The sequence below is a fragment of the Paraburkholderia sp. BR14320 genome (assembly GCF_040948665.1).
In the GTDB taxonomy this organism is placed as follows: Bacteria; Pseudomonadota; Gammaproteobacteria; order Burkholderiales; family Burkholderiaceae; genus Paraburkholderia; species Paraburkholderia youngii.
The window spans coordinates 18,043-34,581 of sequence record NZ_JBFPKG010000014.1 but is presented as its reverse complement, the minus strand read 5'-3'; the positions used below and the strand labels follow the sequence as shown (position 1 = coordinate 34,581).

The window sequence follows — 16,539 nt, the reverse complement described above, 5'->3', positions numbered from 1 at the left end:
CTTAGCGCTCCATCGGGGTTTCGTTCGGGCCGCGCAGCACGATGTCGAAATCGTAGCCGAGCGCATAGGCCTCTTGCGTAGTGTCGAGCGAGAACTTCGAGATCATGCGCTCACGGGCGCTCTCCGGCGTGCCCTGGTAGATCGGGTCGAACGCGAGCAGCGGATCGCCGGGGAAGTACATCTGCGTGACGAGACGCGAGCCGAAGTGGTCGCCGAACAGCGAGAAGTGGATGTGCTGCGGACGCCATGCGTTCGGATGGTTGCCCCACGGATACGCGCCCGGCTTGATGGTCAGGAAGCGATAACGGCCTTCGTTGTCAGTGATGCAGCGGCCCGCGCCGAGGAAGTTCGGATCGAGCGGCGCGTCGTGCTGGTCGGCTTTGTGCACATAGCGGCCCGCGGCGTTCGCCTGCCAGATTTCCACGAGCGTGTTGCGCACCGGACGGCCGCCTTCGTCGAGCACGCGGCCCGTCACGATGATGCGCTCGCCGAGCGGTTCGCCATTGCGCACCGCGTTGCGGGTGAGGTCGTTGTCGAGCGCGTCGAGGTCGTCGGTGCCGTAGACCGGCACGCGCTGGTCGCGCAGACGTTCTTTCAGCGGAATCAGCGGACGGGTCGGGCCGCGCTTGACCGACGAACCGTACGGCGGATAGATGTACTCGGGATGGGACGCGAAATCTCGCGGGGAAAGAATTGAATCTTCCATGAAGTGTCTCCGTTGGAGGAATCGGGGGATGCGGCGTTATGACTCGCACTTTATACAAAGCAGGCGGTTATGAAAAATGACGTTTTTGCCCGTTTCGTATAACCTTTCGTTATGCAACGCAGTCTCGCGGATAGCCGCGTCAAATTTCGTCATCTCCAGTGCTTTCTGGCCGTCGCGCAGTTCGGCAGCGTCCAGCGGGCGGCGGACAGTCTGTCGATCACGCAGCCGGCGGTATCGAAGACCGTCGCCGAGCTGGAAACCATTCTCGGCGTGAAGCTGTTCGAGCGCGGCCGTCACGGCGCGGTGCCGACGCGCGAGGGGCAGCTTTTCATGCCGCACGCAAGCGCCTGCGTGAGCGCGCTGCGCCAGGGCGTCGATCTGCTCGCGCGCGACGAGGGCGCGGCCGCCGCGACGCTCGAAGTCGGCGTGCTGCCCACCGTCGCCGCGGCGCTGATACCGCCCGTGCTGAAACAGTTCTCGACGCAGTGGCCGCGCGTGATCGTGCGCCTCGCGACCGGCGCAAATCCGGAATTGCTCGAACGCCTGAAAGCGGGCTCGATCGAATTCGCGATCGGCCGCCTCGCGGACCCCGAGCGGATGGTCGGCCTGAGCTTCGAGCAACTGTTTACCGAGCCGCTGATCGCGGTCGTGCGCGCCGGGCATCCGCTCGCGCAGGGAACGGCCTTGCCGGCCACGTCGCTGGACGATTTTCCGATCGTGCTGCCGCCGTTCGGCACGCTGATCCGCCAGTCGACCGAAAGCCTGCTGAGCGCGTGGGGCGTGGCGCCGTTGTCGGGGTTCGTCGAGGTGTTGTCGGTATCGACGGGGCGTGCGCTGACGCTCGAAAACGGCGCGGTGTGGTTCGTGCCGCAAAGCGCGGTCGAATACGAACTCGCGCACGGCATGCTGGTGCGCTTGCCGTTGCCGTTTGCGGGCACCGGCGAGCCGGTGGGGCTGATCCGTCGCTCGGATACGCAGCCGTCGGCGGTGGGGCGCGCGTTCATCGAGGCGGTGCGCGAGGTCGCGCGGGGCAGAATGGCGGCGGTGTCGGGCAAGGATGCGGGCAAAAACACCGCTAAAACCGGCGGCAAAACGGTGCGCAAAAGCGGCCCGGGCGACGCGCCGCTCGAGTGATCCGGCGGCCTGCCGCACGTATGCCCCCGCGCGCCCATCGGCATGCCGGTCGATGGATGAACCATCCAGTACAAAATGACGGTTGCGAATGCCCCGCGACCCGGTGTAAAAACACGGTGCGAAAGCCGCCGCAGCCCGTTTTTTTCGCGGCACACCGCGTGCAAGCCACGAGCGGGCGAGCGTCACGCAGACCACGCGAACGGCCGGAACGGTTCGCGCCGAATCCCGGAACGACCGGCCGCCGCATCGAAAGACCGTACAAGGAGATTGCCATGCCCAGCGACTTGCCCACTCCCGAGGCCGCGCAGCACGCCGTAATGGCGCCGGAGCACAATCCGCTCGGCACGGCCGGCCTCGAATTCGTCGAGTTCGCCGCCCGCGATCCGCAAGCGCTCGGCGAGACCTTCAAGCGGCTCGGCTTCAAGGCGATTGCGCGTCATATCAGCAAGGACGTGACGCTGTACCGTCAGGGCGAGATGAATTTCCTGATCAACGCGGAGCCCGATTCGTTCGCGGCGCGCTACGCGGAGGAATACGGGGTCGGCATCTGCGCGATCGGGATTCGGGTCGCCAACGCGCAGCGCGCGTTCGAACGCGCGGTGGAACTCGGCGCGTGGGAGTTCGAGGGCGAACGTCTCGGTGCCGGCGAACTGCTGATTCCGGCGATTCAAGGCATCGGCGATTCGCACATCTATTTCGTCGATCGCTGGCGCGGGCGCGGCGGCCAGCGCGGCGGCCTCGGCGACATCTCGATCTTCGACATCGACTTCCGCCCCATCGAAATCGACACGGCCGAGGCCGATCTGAGTCACGCGGGCAGCGGCCTGATCGCGGTCGACCATTTGACGCAAACCGTGGGCGAAGGCCGCATGCAGGAGTGGATCGACTTCTATCGCGACCTGCTGAATTTCCGCGAGATTCACGAGTTGCACGCGAATTGGCACGTGTCGGCGGAATCGCGCGTGATGGTGTCGCCGTGCGGCGCGATCCGCGTACCGCTGTACGAGGAAGGCACGCGCCGGACCAACCTGATGCACGAGTATCTGCCCGATCATCCGGGCGAAGGCGTGCAGCACATCGCGCTCGCTACCGACGACATCTTCGCGTGCGTCGAGCGTCTGCTCGCGAACGGCGTCGAATTCGTCGAGCCGCCGCCGCGCTACTACGAGCAGCTCGATGCGCGCTTGCCGGGCCACGGGCTCGATGTCGAGCGGCTGCGGCGCACGCACGTGCTCGTGGATGGCGAGATCGGCGCGGACGGCGTGCCGCTGCTGTTTTTCCAGACCTTCGTGCGCCGTCGCGCTGGCGAGATCTTCTTCGAGATCGTGCAACGCCAGGGACATCATGGCTTCGGCGAAGGCAACCTGGCTGCATTGGCGCAGGCGCGCGCCGGCAACTGAGTTTCACACGGTCGCATGTGTGATTGATCCAATCACGCATGCGACCGGTGTTTTCCTCACGCCCCCTCGGGCCGCTCCGCCAACTCCGGATAAATCGCACCGTACGCGGCCGCTTCGCGCAGCAGCCACTCGCGGAAATTCGCGAGCGGTTTGCCGTGGCTCAACTCCGTTGGGTACACGAGGTAATACGCGGCGTCGGCGATGGCGGGTCCGTCGAACGGAATCACGAGACCGAACTGCTGCAACTGCGTGTCGACGAAAAAGCGCGGCACCAGCGCAATGCCGAGTCCGGCCGCGGCTGCGCTGATCAGCATCGTGTGCAGTTCATAGCGCACGCCTTGCATCGTGCGGTTGTCGTCGACGCCGAAATTCGCGAACCAGGTTGCCCAGCCATCGGGTCGCGTCGTCGAATGCAGCAGCGGATAGTTGAGCAGTTCGGCGACATTGCGGATCGGCCGCTTCAGCAGACTCGCCGCGCAGACCGGCACGACTTCCTCGCTGAACAGAAAATCGGCCGATGTACCCGGCCACGTCGGCTTGCCGTAGTGAATCGCCGCTTCGAAATGCGTGTCGGCGAAAGGGAACGTCGCGGTACGCACGCCCATGTTCACGCGCACGTCCGGGTATCGTTCATTGAATGTGGCCATGCGCGGAATCAGCCATTGCGATGCGAACGTCGGCAATACCGCGAGTTCCAGATAACCGCCGCCGCTGCCGTGCGCGATGATCGACAACGTGTCGCGATCGAGGTGTTCGAGCGAGCGTCGCACCTGCGCGCTGTAGACCTTGCCCGCGCGTGTCAGCACCACGCGTTGCTTGACGCGCACGAACAGCCGCACGCCGAGATTGCTTTCGAGCGTATTGATCTGTCGTGACACCGCGCTTTCGGTCAGGAACAGCTCGCGCGCCGCATGCGTGAAGCTCTCGTGCCGCGCCGCGGCTTCGAACGCGAGCAGCGCGCCCATGTTGGGAATCTTGAACTTTCGCACCTTAATTCCAAAAACGCATCAAGTGGCGATTTTATCTCGCTTTACGGGGGCGGAGCGGATTTTGAATAATCTCGCCCGTCATGAGCGCTTCTGGGGGCGCTCAGCGTATAGCGTGGAGAAGCCGGATGCGAAACTCGAAGAATGCGAACGTCGAACAACTGCTGGTGAAACTGCTGGGCGCGGAGAAAACCGCGCGCCTGTTTGCGACGCTGAATCATCCGCATGTGTTGAACGAGTGGGAAAGCGGCGGCGTCACGCGTGCGGAACTCGCGCAGGCGATGAACATGGCGCTGTTCGACGATCTGCTCGCGCGCTCGGAAAACGGCCGCCGCTATACGGAGGAAACCGTCGCCGCCGGCGGCAGCGTGTACTTCGATCATGGCGCGCTGCGCACCGTGCGCTGGCCGCACAGCGGCGCACTGCCACCCGGCGAGGCCGCGTTCGCGCGCATCCTGCGGCCGCTCGGCTTTCGGATCAACGGCCGTTATCCGCTCGATCGGCTCGGCATGACCGGCCGCGCGTGGGCGCATGACGACGCGCCCGACGAGATCGCGCAGTTCTTCGTCAGTGAACTGCACCCGGAACGTTTTTCCGCGGCGTTCCAGCAGGCGGTGACGAACGTGACCGGTGCATCGCGCGATCCGTTGACGCCGCGCGCTAATGGCCTGTTGTGGGAACTCGAACGCGACGGCGTGCTGCCGATGGATGCGGCGCAAGAGTTGCTACCGGTAATAGTCGGTGCGTTCGCGCGTCAGCACGAGATGCCACGCGAAGCCGACTACGAAGTATTGTTGAAGGAATCGGCGGAGATGGCGTGGATCGCGACCGAAGGTAACGCGTTCAATCACGCGACCGACCGCGTCGCGGATGTATTCAAGCTGTCGGACGAAGAGAAGGCGAAGGGCCGGCCGATGAAGCCGGAAGTCGAGCATTCGCGTTCCGGGCGCGTGTTCCAGACCGCGTATCGCGCGGATCTCGTGCAGCGCGAATTTCGCGCGGCCGACGGCAGTGTCGTCATGCGCGACGTGCCGGGCTCTTTCTACGAATTCATCACGCGCAAGCGCAGTTTCGATCAGGACACGCGCCGCTGGGAAACGGACCTGCGTTTCGACGCGGGCAACGCGCAGGGCATCTTCCGGATGACCGCAAGCCAGGCTGCCTGAGCGCATACGACGGCGCGAGCGCCGGCATCGCAGACGAGGAGCGCAGTGGGGACGTCATTGTCATTGGATGAAGAGCGCGGCGTCGGCGAGCGCGGCGCTTCGAATGAACCGCATGTCGCCAGGCCTTTCGCGGGCAGCGCCGCGGTATTGCACGCGCTCGAAAGCGACCTGCGCCAGCATGTGCGCGGCGAAGTGCGCTTCGATCAGGGTTCCAAAGCACTGTATGCGTCGGATGCGTCGAACTATCGGCAAATCCCGCTCGGTGTGGTGGTGCCGGCCGATCTCGACGATCTGCTCGCGACACTCGCCGCATGCCGTCGCAACGACGTGCCGTTCCTCGCGCGCGGCGGCGGCACGTCGCAGAACGGCCAGTGCGTGAACGTCGCGGTCGTCGCCGATGCGAGCAAGTATCTGAACCGCGTCGTCTCGATCGATCCGCTGGCGGGCGTCGCGATCGTCGAGCCGGGCGTCGTGTGCGACTCGTTGCGCGATGCCGCCGAACAGCACGGTCTCACGTTCGCGCCCGATCCCGCCACGCATAGCCGCTGCACGCTAGGCGGCATGATTGCGAACAACTCGTGCGGCGCGCATTCGGTGATGGCCGGCAAGACCGTCGAGAACATCGAGGCGCTCGAAATCGCCACCTTCGACGGCGCGCGTTTCTGGGTCGGCCCGACCTCCGAAGAAGAACTCGAACGCATCATCGCGGCGGGTGGTCGTCAAGGCGAAATCTATGCGGCGCTCAAGCAACTGCGCGACACCTACGCGGAACGGATTCGCGCGAAGTTCCCGCGGATCAAGCGGCGCGTGTCGGGCTTCAATCTCGATCAACTGCTGCCGGAAAACGGCTTCAACGTCGCGCGTGCGCTGGTTGGCAGCGAAGGCACCTGCGCGGTCACGTTGCAGGCCAAAGTGAGGCTCGTGAAGAGTCCGGCGAGGCGCGTGATCGTCGTGGTCGGCTTTACCGACATTTATACGGCGGCGGACGCCGTGCCGCATTTCATGCGCTGCGGGCCGATCGCAGTCGAGGGACTCGACCGCGCGATCATTCGCGGCTTGCAGGCGCGCGGTCTGAAGAAGGATGAGATCGCACTGCTGCCCGAAGGCGATGCGTGGGTCGTGCTCGAATTCGGCGCGGACACCCAGCATGAAGGACTGCAGCAGGCGCGCGACGCCGCCGCGTATTTTCAGTCGGGCGCGGCGGGTCCGGATATCTCGACGGTGCTCGTCGAAGATCGCGCATTGCAGGCGAAGGTGTGGTCGATTCGTGAGACCGGCGCGTCGGCGGTTGCGTTATCGGTGGATCGCGACAAGCCCGATCCGGTGGTCGGGTGGGAAGACGCCGCGGTCGATCCGCTGCGGCTCGGCGATTATCTGCGCGCGTTTCAGGCGCTCGTCGATCGCTATGGCTACGAGACGAGCCTGTACGGCCATTTCGGCGACGGCTGCGTGCACGCGCGCATCACGTTCGATCTGCGCAGCGCGGAAGGTATCGCGACGTGGCGCGGGTTCTTGCGCGAAGCGGCGGAACTGGTGGTCGAATTCGGCGGCTCGCTGTCGGGCGAACACGGCGATGGCCAGGCGAAGGCCGAGTTTCTGCCGATCATGTACGGCCCTGAACTGATGCAGGCAATGGAGCAATTCAAGGCGATCTGGGACCCCGCGAATCGTTTGAATCCGGGCAAGGTCGTGCATGCATACCGCGCCGACGAAAACCTGCGCACGGGTCCCGCGTACAAGCCGGTAACGCTGCATACGAAGCTCGCGTTCGCGAGCCAGGAAGGCGACGGCTTTCAGCGTGCGATCGAACGCTGCATCGGCATGGGCAAATGCCGCTCGCTCGAAGGCGGCACGATGTGTCCGAGCTATCGCGGCACGCGTGAGGAAAAGTACTCGACGCGCGGGCGCGCGCATCTGTTCTGGGAAATGCTGCAAGGCGACGTGATCGCCGATGGCTGGAACAGCCGCGAAGTGAAAGATGCGCTCGATACCTGCCTTGCATGCAAGGGCTGCAAATCCGATTGCCCGACGCATACGGACATGGCGTCGTACAAGGCGGAGTTCCTTTCTCACTACTATGAGAACAATCGGCGGCCGCGTCAGGCGCTGTTCATGGGGCGGATCGGCGAATGGGCGCCGTGGGCCGCGCGTTTTTCCCGCGTGACCAATTTTCTGACGACGGCGCCCGGTTTGTCCGCGCTCGGCAAATGGATGGCGGGTGTGGCGCAGACCCGTGCGTTGCCGCGCTTCGCCGCCGCGACTTATAGACGGAGCGCATCGTCGCAAGCATCCGCGATTGATGCGCGCGGCGGCGACGCAAAGAAAGTGATCCTGTGGGTCGACACGTTCAACGACCATTTCACGCCCGAGATCGCGCGGGCCGCAGCTGATGTGCTCGCGCAACTCGGCTGGCACGTGGTGCTGCCGAAGAAGCGTCTGTGCTGCGGGCGTCCGCTATACGACTTCGGTCTGCTCGAACGCGCGCGCGAACTGCTTACGCATATCGTCGACGATCTCGCGGACGACATCGCCGCCGGCGTGCCGCTGGTCGGTCTGGAGCCTGGCTGTCTATCGGTGTTCAAGGACGAGTTGCTGAAACAACTCCCCGATCATGCGTTGGCGAAGAAGCTGTCCGCCCAAACGTATCTGTTCGCCGATTTCGTCGCGCGTCAGCCGTTCGAGTGGCCGACGCTCGCGGCCAACGTGATCGTGCATGGCCATTGTCATCAGAAGGCGCTATTCGGCATGCAGGGCGATGCGGCGCTGCTGAACAAGCTCGGCGTCAGATGGAAGCTGCTCGATACCGGTTGCTGCGGGATGGCGGGATCGTTCGGCTTCAATGTCGAGCATCACGCGTTGTCGGAAAAGATCGGCGAGGACAAGCTATTTCCGTTGGTGCGAGACGCGATGGCGGCGAACGCGGAAACGATCGTGCTGACCAATGGCTTCAGTTGTCGCGAGCAGATCGAGCACGGCACGGGGCGACACGCATTGCATATCGCGCAACTCGCGCAACGCGCGCTGGCTGCGCGCTGAGTACACGCGCGCCGTGCAGGGCGCGCTATTTCTTCGCTGAATCGTTCGCGGCAGGCGGTGTATGCGGAAGGTCCGCATTGGTCGCCATCCACAACACTTCGGCGTCTTCCTCGCTGGTCGACACCGCCGCGTGACCCGTGCGGCTGTCGAAGTAGAGGCTGTCGCCCGCGTTCAGATGCGTCGGCGCGTACAGCTCCGAATAAAGGCACACGCTGCCGCTGATCACGTAGAGAAACTCCTCGCCTTCGTGGCGGCCCCAGTCGTCGAAAGCGTCGAGCGTGTGCGCCGAGATGCGGATGCGAAACGGCAGCATCGCCTTGTGCGCGAGTTCGGTAGCGAGCAACTCCATCTGATAGCCGCGATACGCGTGGCGCTGGCCTTCGCTTTTGCGCGTCAGCGCGCGCCGGCCGCTCGCGCTGACTTTCGGCGTCGAGCCGAACAGTTCGCCGATTTCGATCTTCAGGCCCAGCACGATTTTCTGCAGCACGTCGAAAGTGGGGGACATCAGGCCGTTTTCGATTTTCGACAGTGTCGAGCGGGAGACGCCGCACAGGCGGCTCGCGGTTTCGAGCGTCAGATCCTGCGCCTGACGGGCGGCGCGCACGCGCCGGCCGAGATCGGTGGACGCGGTGTCGGCGGATTTGCTGAGATGGGTGTCCATGAGGCTTGCTGCGGGTCGGGTATGCGCTGAATCGGAGCGAACAATGTTTCCGATCATAACATTTGGCGTGATCGGTGCCGTTGGGCGCCGATTCAGGCGTTCGCGCGCTTTTCTCATCGGAAACGCCGCCGCTTTCCAATCACGTCGACGCGGCGCGCGAACACCTGTGCGCACGCCGTTTTTCACGCGTTGCGATTGAAAAGCTCATTGAGCTGCTTGCCCGCCACCGCGCCGGTGAAGTCGAAGCGGCCATCGGCCAGCGCCTGAGCGGCCTGCATGAAGCCACCCCACGCCGCGCGAGCGAGGCCGCCGCCGACGCTGATCCGCCGCACGCCGAGGGCGGCCACGTCCTGCAACGTCAGCGTCGAGGTCGAGCCGATCAGCAGATTGACGGGCTTCGGCGCGACGGCCGCGACCACTGCTTCGATCTGCTCGGGCGTCTGGATGCCGGGCGCATACAGGCAGTCGGCGCCCGCCGCCGCATAGGCCTTCAGCCGCGCGATCGCATCGTCGAGATCGGGCTTGCCGGCGAGGAAGTTTTCCGCGCGGCCCACCAGCAGCGTATCGCCGCCGTTCTGATCGATCGCACGGCGCGCCGCGCTGAGCCGTTGCACCGCGACGTCGACCGGAAACAGCGGCGCGGCGGGGTTGCCGGACGAGTCCTCGATCGACAGACCCGCGACGCCCGTTGCCACCGCGAGCGCCACGCTCTCGGCGACTTCGTCCGGATCGCGGCCGAAGCCGTTTTCGAAGTCGGCGTTGACCGGCAGATCGGTCGCATCGACGATCGCCCGCAGGTGGGCGAGGATCGTTTCGCGCGGCAAGGTGTTGTCCGCGTGTCCGGTCGACCACGCAAAACCAGAACTGGTGGTGGCGAGCGCCTTGAAGCCGAGCGTATGCAGATAACGGGCGCTGCCCGCGTCCCACGGATTGGGCAGCACGAAACAGCCAGACGAGTGCAGCGCGCGGAAAGCGGCGCGTTTTTCAGCGGCGGTGCGGGGCATCGCGGGTCTCCTTGGAGTGAGGGAGCGCGGCTCCCTCTTTGAGGGGAAAACGTCGGTTCAACTGATGCGTGGGCAAATCGGCATTCACCAGGGGAAAGTCTATGTCCGTATCGAAAGCGCGGCTGATGAAATTGGCTGCGACTTTCACAGGTGGCGCGAATAATTCAAAATGCCGACAGGCGAACAAGCCGGCTCGGAAATGCGAAGGACACTTTCATCAAGGAGGCGCGACATGAACATCGCCACGCAGATGCGGTCGATCCCTGCCCTGTTGTTCCTCACACTCGTTGGCTGCGCCGCGGGCGGCGGGAACGGCGGCGCGCAAACCCATCTGAGTGCGACGCAATGCCAGGACCTGACCGACCTCAGGAACAAGGCGCCGGCCACGCATCAGCGGAGCATGAGCGAACTGACAGCTCTGCAGCAGGCAGGCTACCACCCTGAACGACGCTTTGATCCCGACTATCCGGCGAGTCTCGAACGCGCGCAGCGTCAGGTGAACATGTGGTATCAGACGGAATGCCCGCAAGCACGGTCAGGCTGAATCCGCGGCGGCGTCGGAATTAGCGGTACGTTGTTAGCGCCGCACATAAGTAGAAAAGCGAGCGCATGCGTTGAAAACATGCGCTCGCTTCATATCGGTCAGAAACGGCGAAAACCGCAAAGACTGGAAAGCCGCTAACTCACGAGTCTTTCCTCGCTGCGGATATTCGCAACACGTTCGCGACTCGTTATTGACCGTCCGGATTAACTACCATCGGATGATGGCCTGATTGCGACGATCCGCCCATCGGCGACCCGTAACCCGAGGTATCGGCTTGTCCCTTCCCGTTCATCGCGGCGACGCGTGCCTCGGCCGCCTGAATGTCCGCGGGATACTGCGCATCGAGCGAGATGGCCGGGTTATAGCCATTCTGTTCGAGTTGCTGCAGTTCCGCTTTGACTTCGGCTCGCGTGATCGGCTGTTCCGATTGTGCGAACGACGCGACCGGCGCAGCAGCGATCACGGCCGTAAGCGCAACTGCCTGGATAAGCGATTTCATGATGTTTCCCTCCGTAGTTGTCTATCGGGCGCCGCAGGATGCCGGCGCCATAAAAACAGTCTAGAAGGGTGCGTACTTCGGGAAAACCACTAGTCGACTAATTCAGTATTGCAGAGAACGGCTAGTCGGCGAGCTGTAATCTCGCCGTCGCGGTGTTCGTAAAACACTGGAAAAGCGCCCGTGAATCTGGTCACACACCTTCGCGCACATCGACGCGATAAGTCGTGATTTGCCGGTAAGTATCGCCGGGTCGCACGATCACTTCGTCCAGGCCGCTCATATTGACCTCGTTCGGAAAACCGCCCGCCTCGAGGCACAAGCCGGCGTGCCGTTGATAGCGAACGCCGCCGCGTCCCGGGTTGCCGTTCAACGCGTTGCCCGTGTAAAACTGCAAGCCCCGCTGATCGGTCGCGACGGTCAGTTCGCGTCCGCTCCCGGGATCGTATGCGCAGGCGACTTCGCGCAGCGGCGGCGTGTGGCCGTGGTCGCCGTTTATCGCGTCTGTCGGCGCCTCGCGCAGCACGTAGCAATGATCGAAGCCGCCAGCGCGCGCGAGTTGCGAGTGCGGCCAGTCGAGCCGGCCGCCAATCGGCGCGCTCTGCCGGAAGTCGAATGCGTTGCCCGCGACGTCGGCGAGCTTGCACGGAATCATCGTCGCGTCGACTTCGAAAAAGCGCTCGGCGTCGATCGACAGCACGTGGCCGCGAATGTCGGTGCCCGCGCGCCCGGTCAGGTTGAAGTACGGATGGCTGGTCAGATTGAGTGGCGTCGGCGCGTCGGTGATCGCTTCGTAGCCGATCGTCAGTGTGCCGTCGTCGTCGAGCGAATAGCGCACCTGCACCGTCACGTTGCCCGGAAAACCGGCGTCCCCTTCGGGTGACTCCAGGCGCATCAGCAGCGCGCCGTCGTCCTCGGCCACGTCCCACAACGCGCGATGAAAACCGACCGTGCCGCCATGCAGCAGGTTCGGGCCTTCGTTGCGATCCAGCGTGTACTCGATGCCGTCGAGCGCAAAGCGCGCGCCCGCAATCCGGTTCGCCCAGCGGCCGATCAGTCCGCCCATGTAAGTCGAGGCCGCCACGTACTCGGCGGGCGTGTCGTGGCCGAGCAGAATATCGCCGAGACGTCCGGCGCGATCCGGCGCGTGCCACGAAACCAGCGTCGCGCCGAGGTCGCTGATGGCGACTTTCATGCCATGTGCATTACGCAGCGTATAGAGCCGGACTCGATCGCCGCCCTGCAGCGTGCCCCATGGTTCGGAAGAGAGTTGTGCGATGCTGATCATGTGGTCGGTGCGAAGAAAAAATAGAAAAGCATGCTCAGCCAGTGGTTTTCGTCTTCGGGCCTACGCGCTCCTGGTATTCGCGCGGCGTGCAGCCGAGTTCGCGGCGAAAAACCGCGTACATGTATTGCAGCGACGTGAAGCCGCAACGAATCGCGACCTCCGCGCTCGACGCATCGCGTTTCGCGAGCAGCGACTTCGCGACGTCGAGCTTGTGGCGCAGGATCTCCTGATGCACGGTGCATTGCCGCTCGCGCCGGAAATACTCTTCGAGCGACGAACGCGACACGCCCACATAGTCGGCCACCTGCTCGGTGCGGATGCCCTGGCACGCGTACTGGCGAATGAAATGGCGCGCGCGCATCACGTACGGACTCGCGAGCGGCTGATGCCGCGTCGATTCGAGCACGTTGATGCCGACCGGCGGCACCAGAATGCGGCGCCCCGGAAAGCGCGCGCCGTGCAGCATCTGATGCAGGATGTGCGCGGCGGTACGGCCCATTTCCTCGGTCCCCTGTATCACCGACGACAGCGGAATGCGCGTCAGCGTGCGTGTGAGCGGATCGTTGTCGATGCCGATGATCGCGACTTCCTCGGGCACCGGAATGCCCGCGATCAGACATGCCTGGAGCAAATGCCGTGCACGCGCGTCGGTCACCGCGATGATGCCGACCGGCTTCGGCAGTTGCCGCAGCCATGTGGTCAGCTGTTCGATGGCCTGGTTCCAGGAGGGCGCGCTCGTCGACAGACCGCGATAGATCTCGCTATCGATCTGCGCCGCGCTGCGTCCGTCCGCGCTGCGCAGATGCGCGAAGGCGAGTTCGCGCTGTTGCGCCCAACGGTTTTCCTGCGCCTGCGGCAGGCTGTACAGCGCGAAGTTTTCGAGGCCCGCGCCGATCAGATGCGTGTACGCGAGCGACACGAGCTTGCTGTTGTCGGTCGCGATATAGGGTAAATCCGAGGGGTACTGCGTCGGATCTTCATATGACGAACCGACCGCGACCACCGGCAGCGGACAGTCGCGCAGGGCTTCGCCAACGGCGGGATCGTCGAAGTCCGCGATGATGCCGTCGCCGTCGAAGCGCTGGATACCGGCGAGCCGGCAGCGGAAGTCCTCTTCCAGGAAGAGATCCCACGCGACGCGCGTCGACAGCAGGTAGTTGCCGATGCCGGTGATGATCTCGCGATCGTAGACCTTGTTCGCGTTGAACAGCAGCGCGATCCGATGGGTTGTCTGAGGTGCTTGTGGACGGGTCATGGCGGTGTGCGGCGTGCGGACGATGGACCACGCGCCTGTGTCTCCATTGTGTCGGGTGCCTGGGGGCAATCCCGTTTTTAAGCGTCTGGCTATTCTAGGCGTCGAATCGCGCGCCGGCAGTAAACAAACGCGCGGGCGGTAAGAAACATCAAGCGCGCTGCGAAATTTCGCAATTGCCGGCACATCGTGCAAGCGGCAGCATTGCGTCACCTCGTCGGCCTGCACGGCCAAGTCGCGCGGGTCGCAGTGAAGAATGCAAAGAAAACCTTTCATGGGACCCGAGTAGTCGCCTTGCGGCAACTCGGGCCGACCGGAGACGCCGATGTCCTACTTCGAACACATTCCCGAGATTCGATACGAAGGCCCGCAATCGGACAACCCACTCGCGTACCGTCACTACGACAAAACCAGGAAGGTACTCGGCAAAACGCTCGAGGAGCATCTGCGTATCGCCGTGTGCTATTGGCATACGTTCGTATGGCCCGGCGTCGATATCTTCGGTCAGGGCACGTTCCGGCGGCCGTGGCAGCAACCCGGCGACGCAATGGAGCGGGCGCTTCAGAAAGCCGACGCCGCGTTCGAATTCTTCTCGAAGCTCGGCACGCCGTACTACACGTTCCACGATACCGACGTCGCGCCCGAAGGCGCGAGCGTCAAGGAATACAGCGAAAACTTCCTGCGCGTATCCGACTACATCGCGCGCAAGCAGCAGGATACCGGTATCAAATTACTGTGGGGCACCGCGAATCTGTTTTCGCATCCGCGTTACGCGGCCGGCGCCGCGACCAACCCGAATCCGGAGGTGTTCGCCTTTGCGGCGACCCAGGTGCGTCATGCGCTCGACGCGACGCTGCGCCTCGGCGGCGAGAACTACGTGCTGTGGGGCGGACGGGAAGGCTACGACACGCTGCTGAACACCGACCTCGTGCGCGAGCGTGAGCAGTTCGCGCGCTTCCTGCACATGGTGGTCGAGCATAAGCACCAGATCGGTTTCAAGGGCACGCTGCTGATCGAGCCGAAGCCGCAGGAGCCGACCAAGCACCAATACGACTACGACGTCGCGACCGTGCACGGCTTCCTGTTGCAGCATGGTCTCGACAAGGAGATCCGCGTCAACATCGAGGCCAATCACGCGACGCTCGCGGGCCACTCGTTCCATCACGAGATTGCGACCGCGTTTGCGCTCGGCATCTTCGGCAGCGTCGATGCGAATCGCGGCGATCCGCAAAATGGCTGGGATACCGATCAATTCCCGAACAGCGTCGAGGAACTGACGCTGGCCTTCTACGAGATTCTGCGCCACGGCGGCTTTACGACCGGCGGCATGAACTTCGATGCGAAAGTGCGGCGCCAGAGTGTCGATCCTGAAGACCTGTTTTATGGCCACATCGGCGCGATCGATAACCTCGCGCTCGGTCTCGAACGCGCGGCGGTGCTGGTCGAAAACGAGCGCCTCGAGCAGTTCAAGCGGCAACGCTACGCGGGCTGGGATGGCGAGTTCGGCCGCAAGATCCTGTCCGGCGAGTATTCGCTGGCGACGCTCGCGGACGACACACTGGCGCGCGATCTGAATCCGCGGCATGTGAGCGGGCAGCAGGAACAGATGGAAAACATCGTAAATCAGGCGATTTATAGCGGACGTTGAATAAAGATCGCGCGGCCACGCGGACCGCGCGCACCAGCAAGCTGTGGGTTGTCGCTTGTCCGAGTCTGCGGCTCGCAGCGCAGACCGATACGTCCGGTATTCCGGCGATCACTAACGAAGGAGACAAAAATGAAGTTCGCAATGCGTCGTAACGTACTGAGCTCGCTGCTGTGCGGCGCGGTACTCGCCAGCCTGTCGCTCGCCGCGCCGCTCGCGCATGCCAGCAAGGATCATCCGGAAATCGGCTTCTGCATCGACGATCTGCGTGTCGAGCGCTGGTCGCGCGATCGCGACTATTTCGTCGCCGCAGCGGAAAAGCTCGGCGCGAAGGTGTCGGTGCAGTCGGCCGATGCGAGCGAAGAGCGTCAGATCTCGCAGATCGAAAACCTGATCTCGCGCGGCGTCGACGTAATCGTGATCGTGCCGTTCAATTCGAAGACGCTCGGCAACGTGGTGGCCGAAGCACGCAAAGCGGGCATCAAGGTCGTGTCGTATGACCGCCTGATCCTCGACGCCGATATCGACGCATACATCTCGTTCGACAACGAGAAAGTCGGCGAAATGCAGGCGCAGGGCGTCTACGACGTGCGGCCGAAGGGCAACTACTTCCTGCTCGGCGGCGCACCGACCGACAACAACGCGAAGATGCTGCGCCAGGGCCAGCTGAAGGTGCTGCAACCGGCGATCGACAAGGGCGACATCAAGGTCGTCGGCCAGCAGTGGGTGCCGGAGTGGAGCGCATCGACCGCGCTGCGCATCATGGAAGACGCGCTGACCGCGAACAACAACAAGATCGACGCAGTCGTCGCTTCGAACGACGGCACCGCTGGCGGCGCGATCCAGGCACTCGCGGCGCAAGGCCTCGCGGGCAAGGTACCCATCTCGGGCCAGGATGCCGACCTCGCAGCGGTGAAACGCGTGGCGGCCGGCACGCAGACGATGACGGTCTACAAGCCGCTGAAGCTGATCGCGGGCGAAGCGGCCAAGCTGTCGGTCGCGCTGGCGAAGGGTGACAAGCCGGGGTTCAACGCGCAGTACGACAACGGCAAGAAGAAGGTCGATACGGTGCTGCTGCAGCCGACCAAGCTGACGAAGGCGAACCTCGACACCGTCGTAAAGGACGGCTTCTACACGCAACAGCAACTCGCGAGCAAATAACACTGAGACGGGTTTGATGTGAACGCCACGCTCCCGGGCCGTCGCGCCCGGGAGCGTGCT

The 16,539-nt window shown here is 63.9% G+C and carries 14 protein-coding genes; 7 read left to right on the top strand and 7 right to left on the bottom strand.

The annotated features are described in order from the left end of the window. Position 1: 1 nt before the first annotated feature. Positions 2–706: a protocatechuate 3,4-dioxygenase subunit beta gene (gene pcaH / locus AB3X89_RS15640; RefSeq protein ID WP_368584097.1), complete on the bottom strand. Its 705-nt coding sequence runs from the start codon at positions 704–706 to the stop codon at positions 2–4. A gap of 111 nt (positions 707–817) precedes the next feature. Here pcaH and pcaQ point away from each other — a divergent pair, with 111 nt between their 5' ends. Further along, complete coding sequence (gene pcaQ / locus AB3X89_RS15635) at positions 818–1,840, top strand: pca operon transcription factor PcaQ (protein ID WP_368584096.1); 1,023 nt, start codon at positions 818–820, stop codon at positions 1,838–1,840. Positions 1,841–2,112: 272 nt separating this feature from the next. Next, positions 2,113–3,240 carry a 4-hydroxyphenylpyruvate dioxygenase family protein gene (locus AB3X89_RS15630; protein WP_368584095.1) on the top strand — a complete coding sequence of 376 codons (1,128 nt, stop codon included), beginning with the start codon at positions 2,113–2,115 and terminating at the stop codon, positions 3,238–3,240. 56 nt (positions 3,241–3,296) lie between these two features. Here AB3X89_RS15630 and AB3X89_RS15625 read toward each other — a convergent pair whose 3' ends face one another. Further along, entirely contained in the window at positions 3,297–4,229 is a 933-nt protein-coding gene (locus AB3X89_RS15625; protein ID WP_368584094.1) for a LysR substrate-binding domain-containing protein, read from the bottom strand. Between the two features lie 125 nt (positions 4,230–4,354). On the opposite strand from AB3X89_RS15625, the gene AB3X89_RS15620 reads away from it, so the two are divergent. Together AB3X89_RS15620 and AB3X89_RS15615 are read left to right on the top strand one after the other, a co-directional pair. Then, entirely contained in the window at positions 4,355–5,392 is a 1,038-nt protein-coding gene (locus tag AB3X89_RS15620; protein WP_368584093.1) for a DUF1338 domain-containing protein, read from the top strand. A gap of 63 nt (positions 5,393–5,455) precedes the next feature. Beyond that, entirely contained in the window at positions 5,456–8,428 is a 2,973-nt protein-coding gene (locus AB3X89_RS15615) for an FAD-binding and (Fe-S)-binding domain-containing protein (RefSeq protein WP_368584186.1), read from the top strand. A gap of 25 nt (positions 8,429–8,453) precedes the next feature. Here the strand turns inward: AB3X89_RS15615 and AB3X89_RS15610 are convergent, their stop codons facing one another. Together AB3X89_RS15610 and AB3X89_RS15605 are read right to left on the bottom strand one after the other, a co-directional pair. Next, complete coding sequence (locus tag AB3X89_RS15610) at positions 8,454–9,089, bottom strand: helix-turn-helix domain-containing protein (RefSeq protein WP_368584092.1); 636 nt, start codon at positions 9,087–9,089, stop codon at positions 8,454–8,456. A 182-nt stretch (positions 9,090–9,271) separates the two neighbouring features. Continuing rightward, the gene (locus AB3X89_RS15605; RefSeq protein ID WP_368584091.1) at positions 9,272–10,093 is read right to left on the bottom strand and encodes an oxaloacetate decarboxylase; all 822 of its coding nucleotides are present in this window, start codon (positions 10,091–10,093) and stop codon (positions 9,272–9,274) included. Positions 10,094–10,325: 232 nt separating this feature from the next. On the opposite strand from AB3X89_RS15605, the gene AB3X89_RS15600 reads away from it, so the two are divergent. After that, the gene (locus tag AB3X89_RS15600) at positions 10,326–10,637 is read left to right on the top strand and encodes a hypothetical protein (RefSeq protein ID WP_368584090.1); all 312 of its coding nucleotides are present in this window, start codon (positions 10,326–10,328) and stop codon (positions 10,635–10,637) included. A gap of 187 nt (positions 10,638–10,824) precedes the next feature. On the opposite strand, the gene AB3X89_RS15595 is transcribed toward AB3X89_RS15600, so the two are convergent. The 3 genes from AB3X89_RS15595 to AB3X89_RS15585 all read right to left on the bottom strand — a co-directional run bounded on the left by AB3X89_RS15595 (position 10,825) and on the right by AB3X89_RS15585 (position 13,676). Then, the gene (locus AB3X89_RS15595) at positions 10,825–11,136 is read right to left on the bottom strand and encodes a DUF4148 domain-containing protein (protein ID WP_368584089.1); all 312 of its coding nucleotides are present in this window, start codon (positions 11,134–11,136) and stop codon (positions 10,825–10,827) included. Between the two features lie 190 nt (positions 11,137–11,326). Beyond that, positions 11,327–12,421 carry an aldose epimerase family protein gene (locus AB3X89_RS15590; RefSeq protein ID WP_368584088.1) on the bottom strand — a complete coding sequence of 365 codons (1,095 nt, stop codon included), beginning with the start codon at positions 12,419–12,421 and terminating at the stop codon, positions 11,327–11,329. 34 nt (positions 12,422–12,455) lie between these two features. After that, positions 12,456–13,676: a DNA-binding transcriptional regulator gene (locus tag AB3X89_RS15585; RefSeq protein ID WP_018433875.1), complete on the bottom strand. Its 1,221-nt coding sequence runs from the start codon at positions 13,674–13,676 to the stop codon at positions 12,456–12,458. A 322-nt stretch (positions 13,677–13,998) separates the two neighbouring features. Here AB3X89_RS15585 and xylA point away from each other — a divergent pair, with 322 nt between their 5' ends. Beyond that, entirely contained in the window at positions 13,999–15,321 is a 1,323-nt protein-coding gene (xylA, locus tag AB3X89_RS15580) for a xylose isomerase (RefSeq protein WP_368584087.1), read from the top strand. A 129-nt stretch (positions 15,322–15,450) separates the two neighbouring features. After that, on the top strand, positions 15,451–16,479 hold the full coding sequence (xylF, locus tag AB3X89_RS15575) for a D-xylose ABC transporter substrate-binding protein (RefSeq protein WP_013093030.1): 1,029 nt from the start codon (positions 15,451–15,453) through the stop codon (positions 16,477–16,479). The last annotated feature ends 60 nt before the right edge of the window (positions 16,480–16,539 follow it).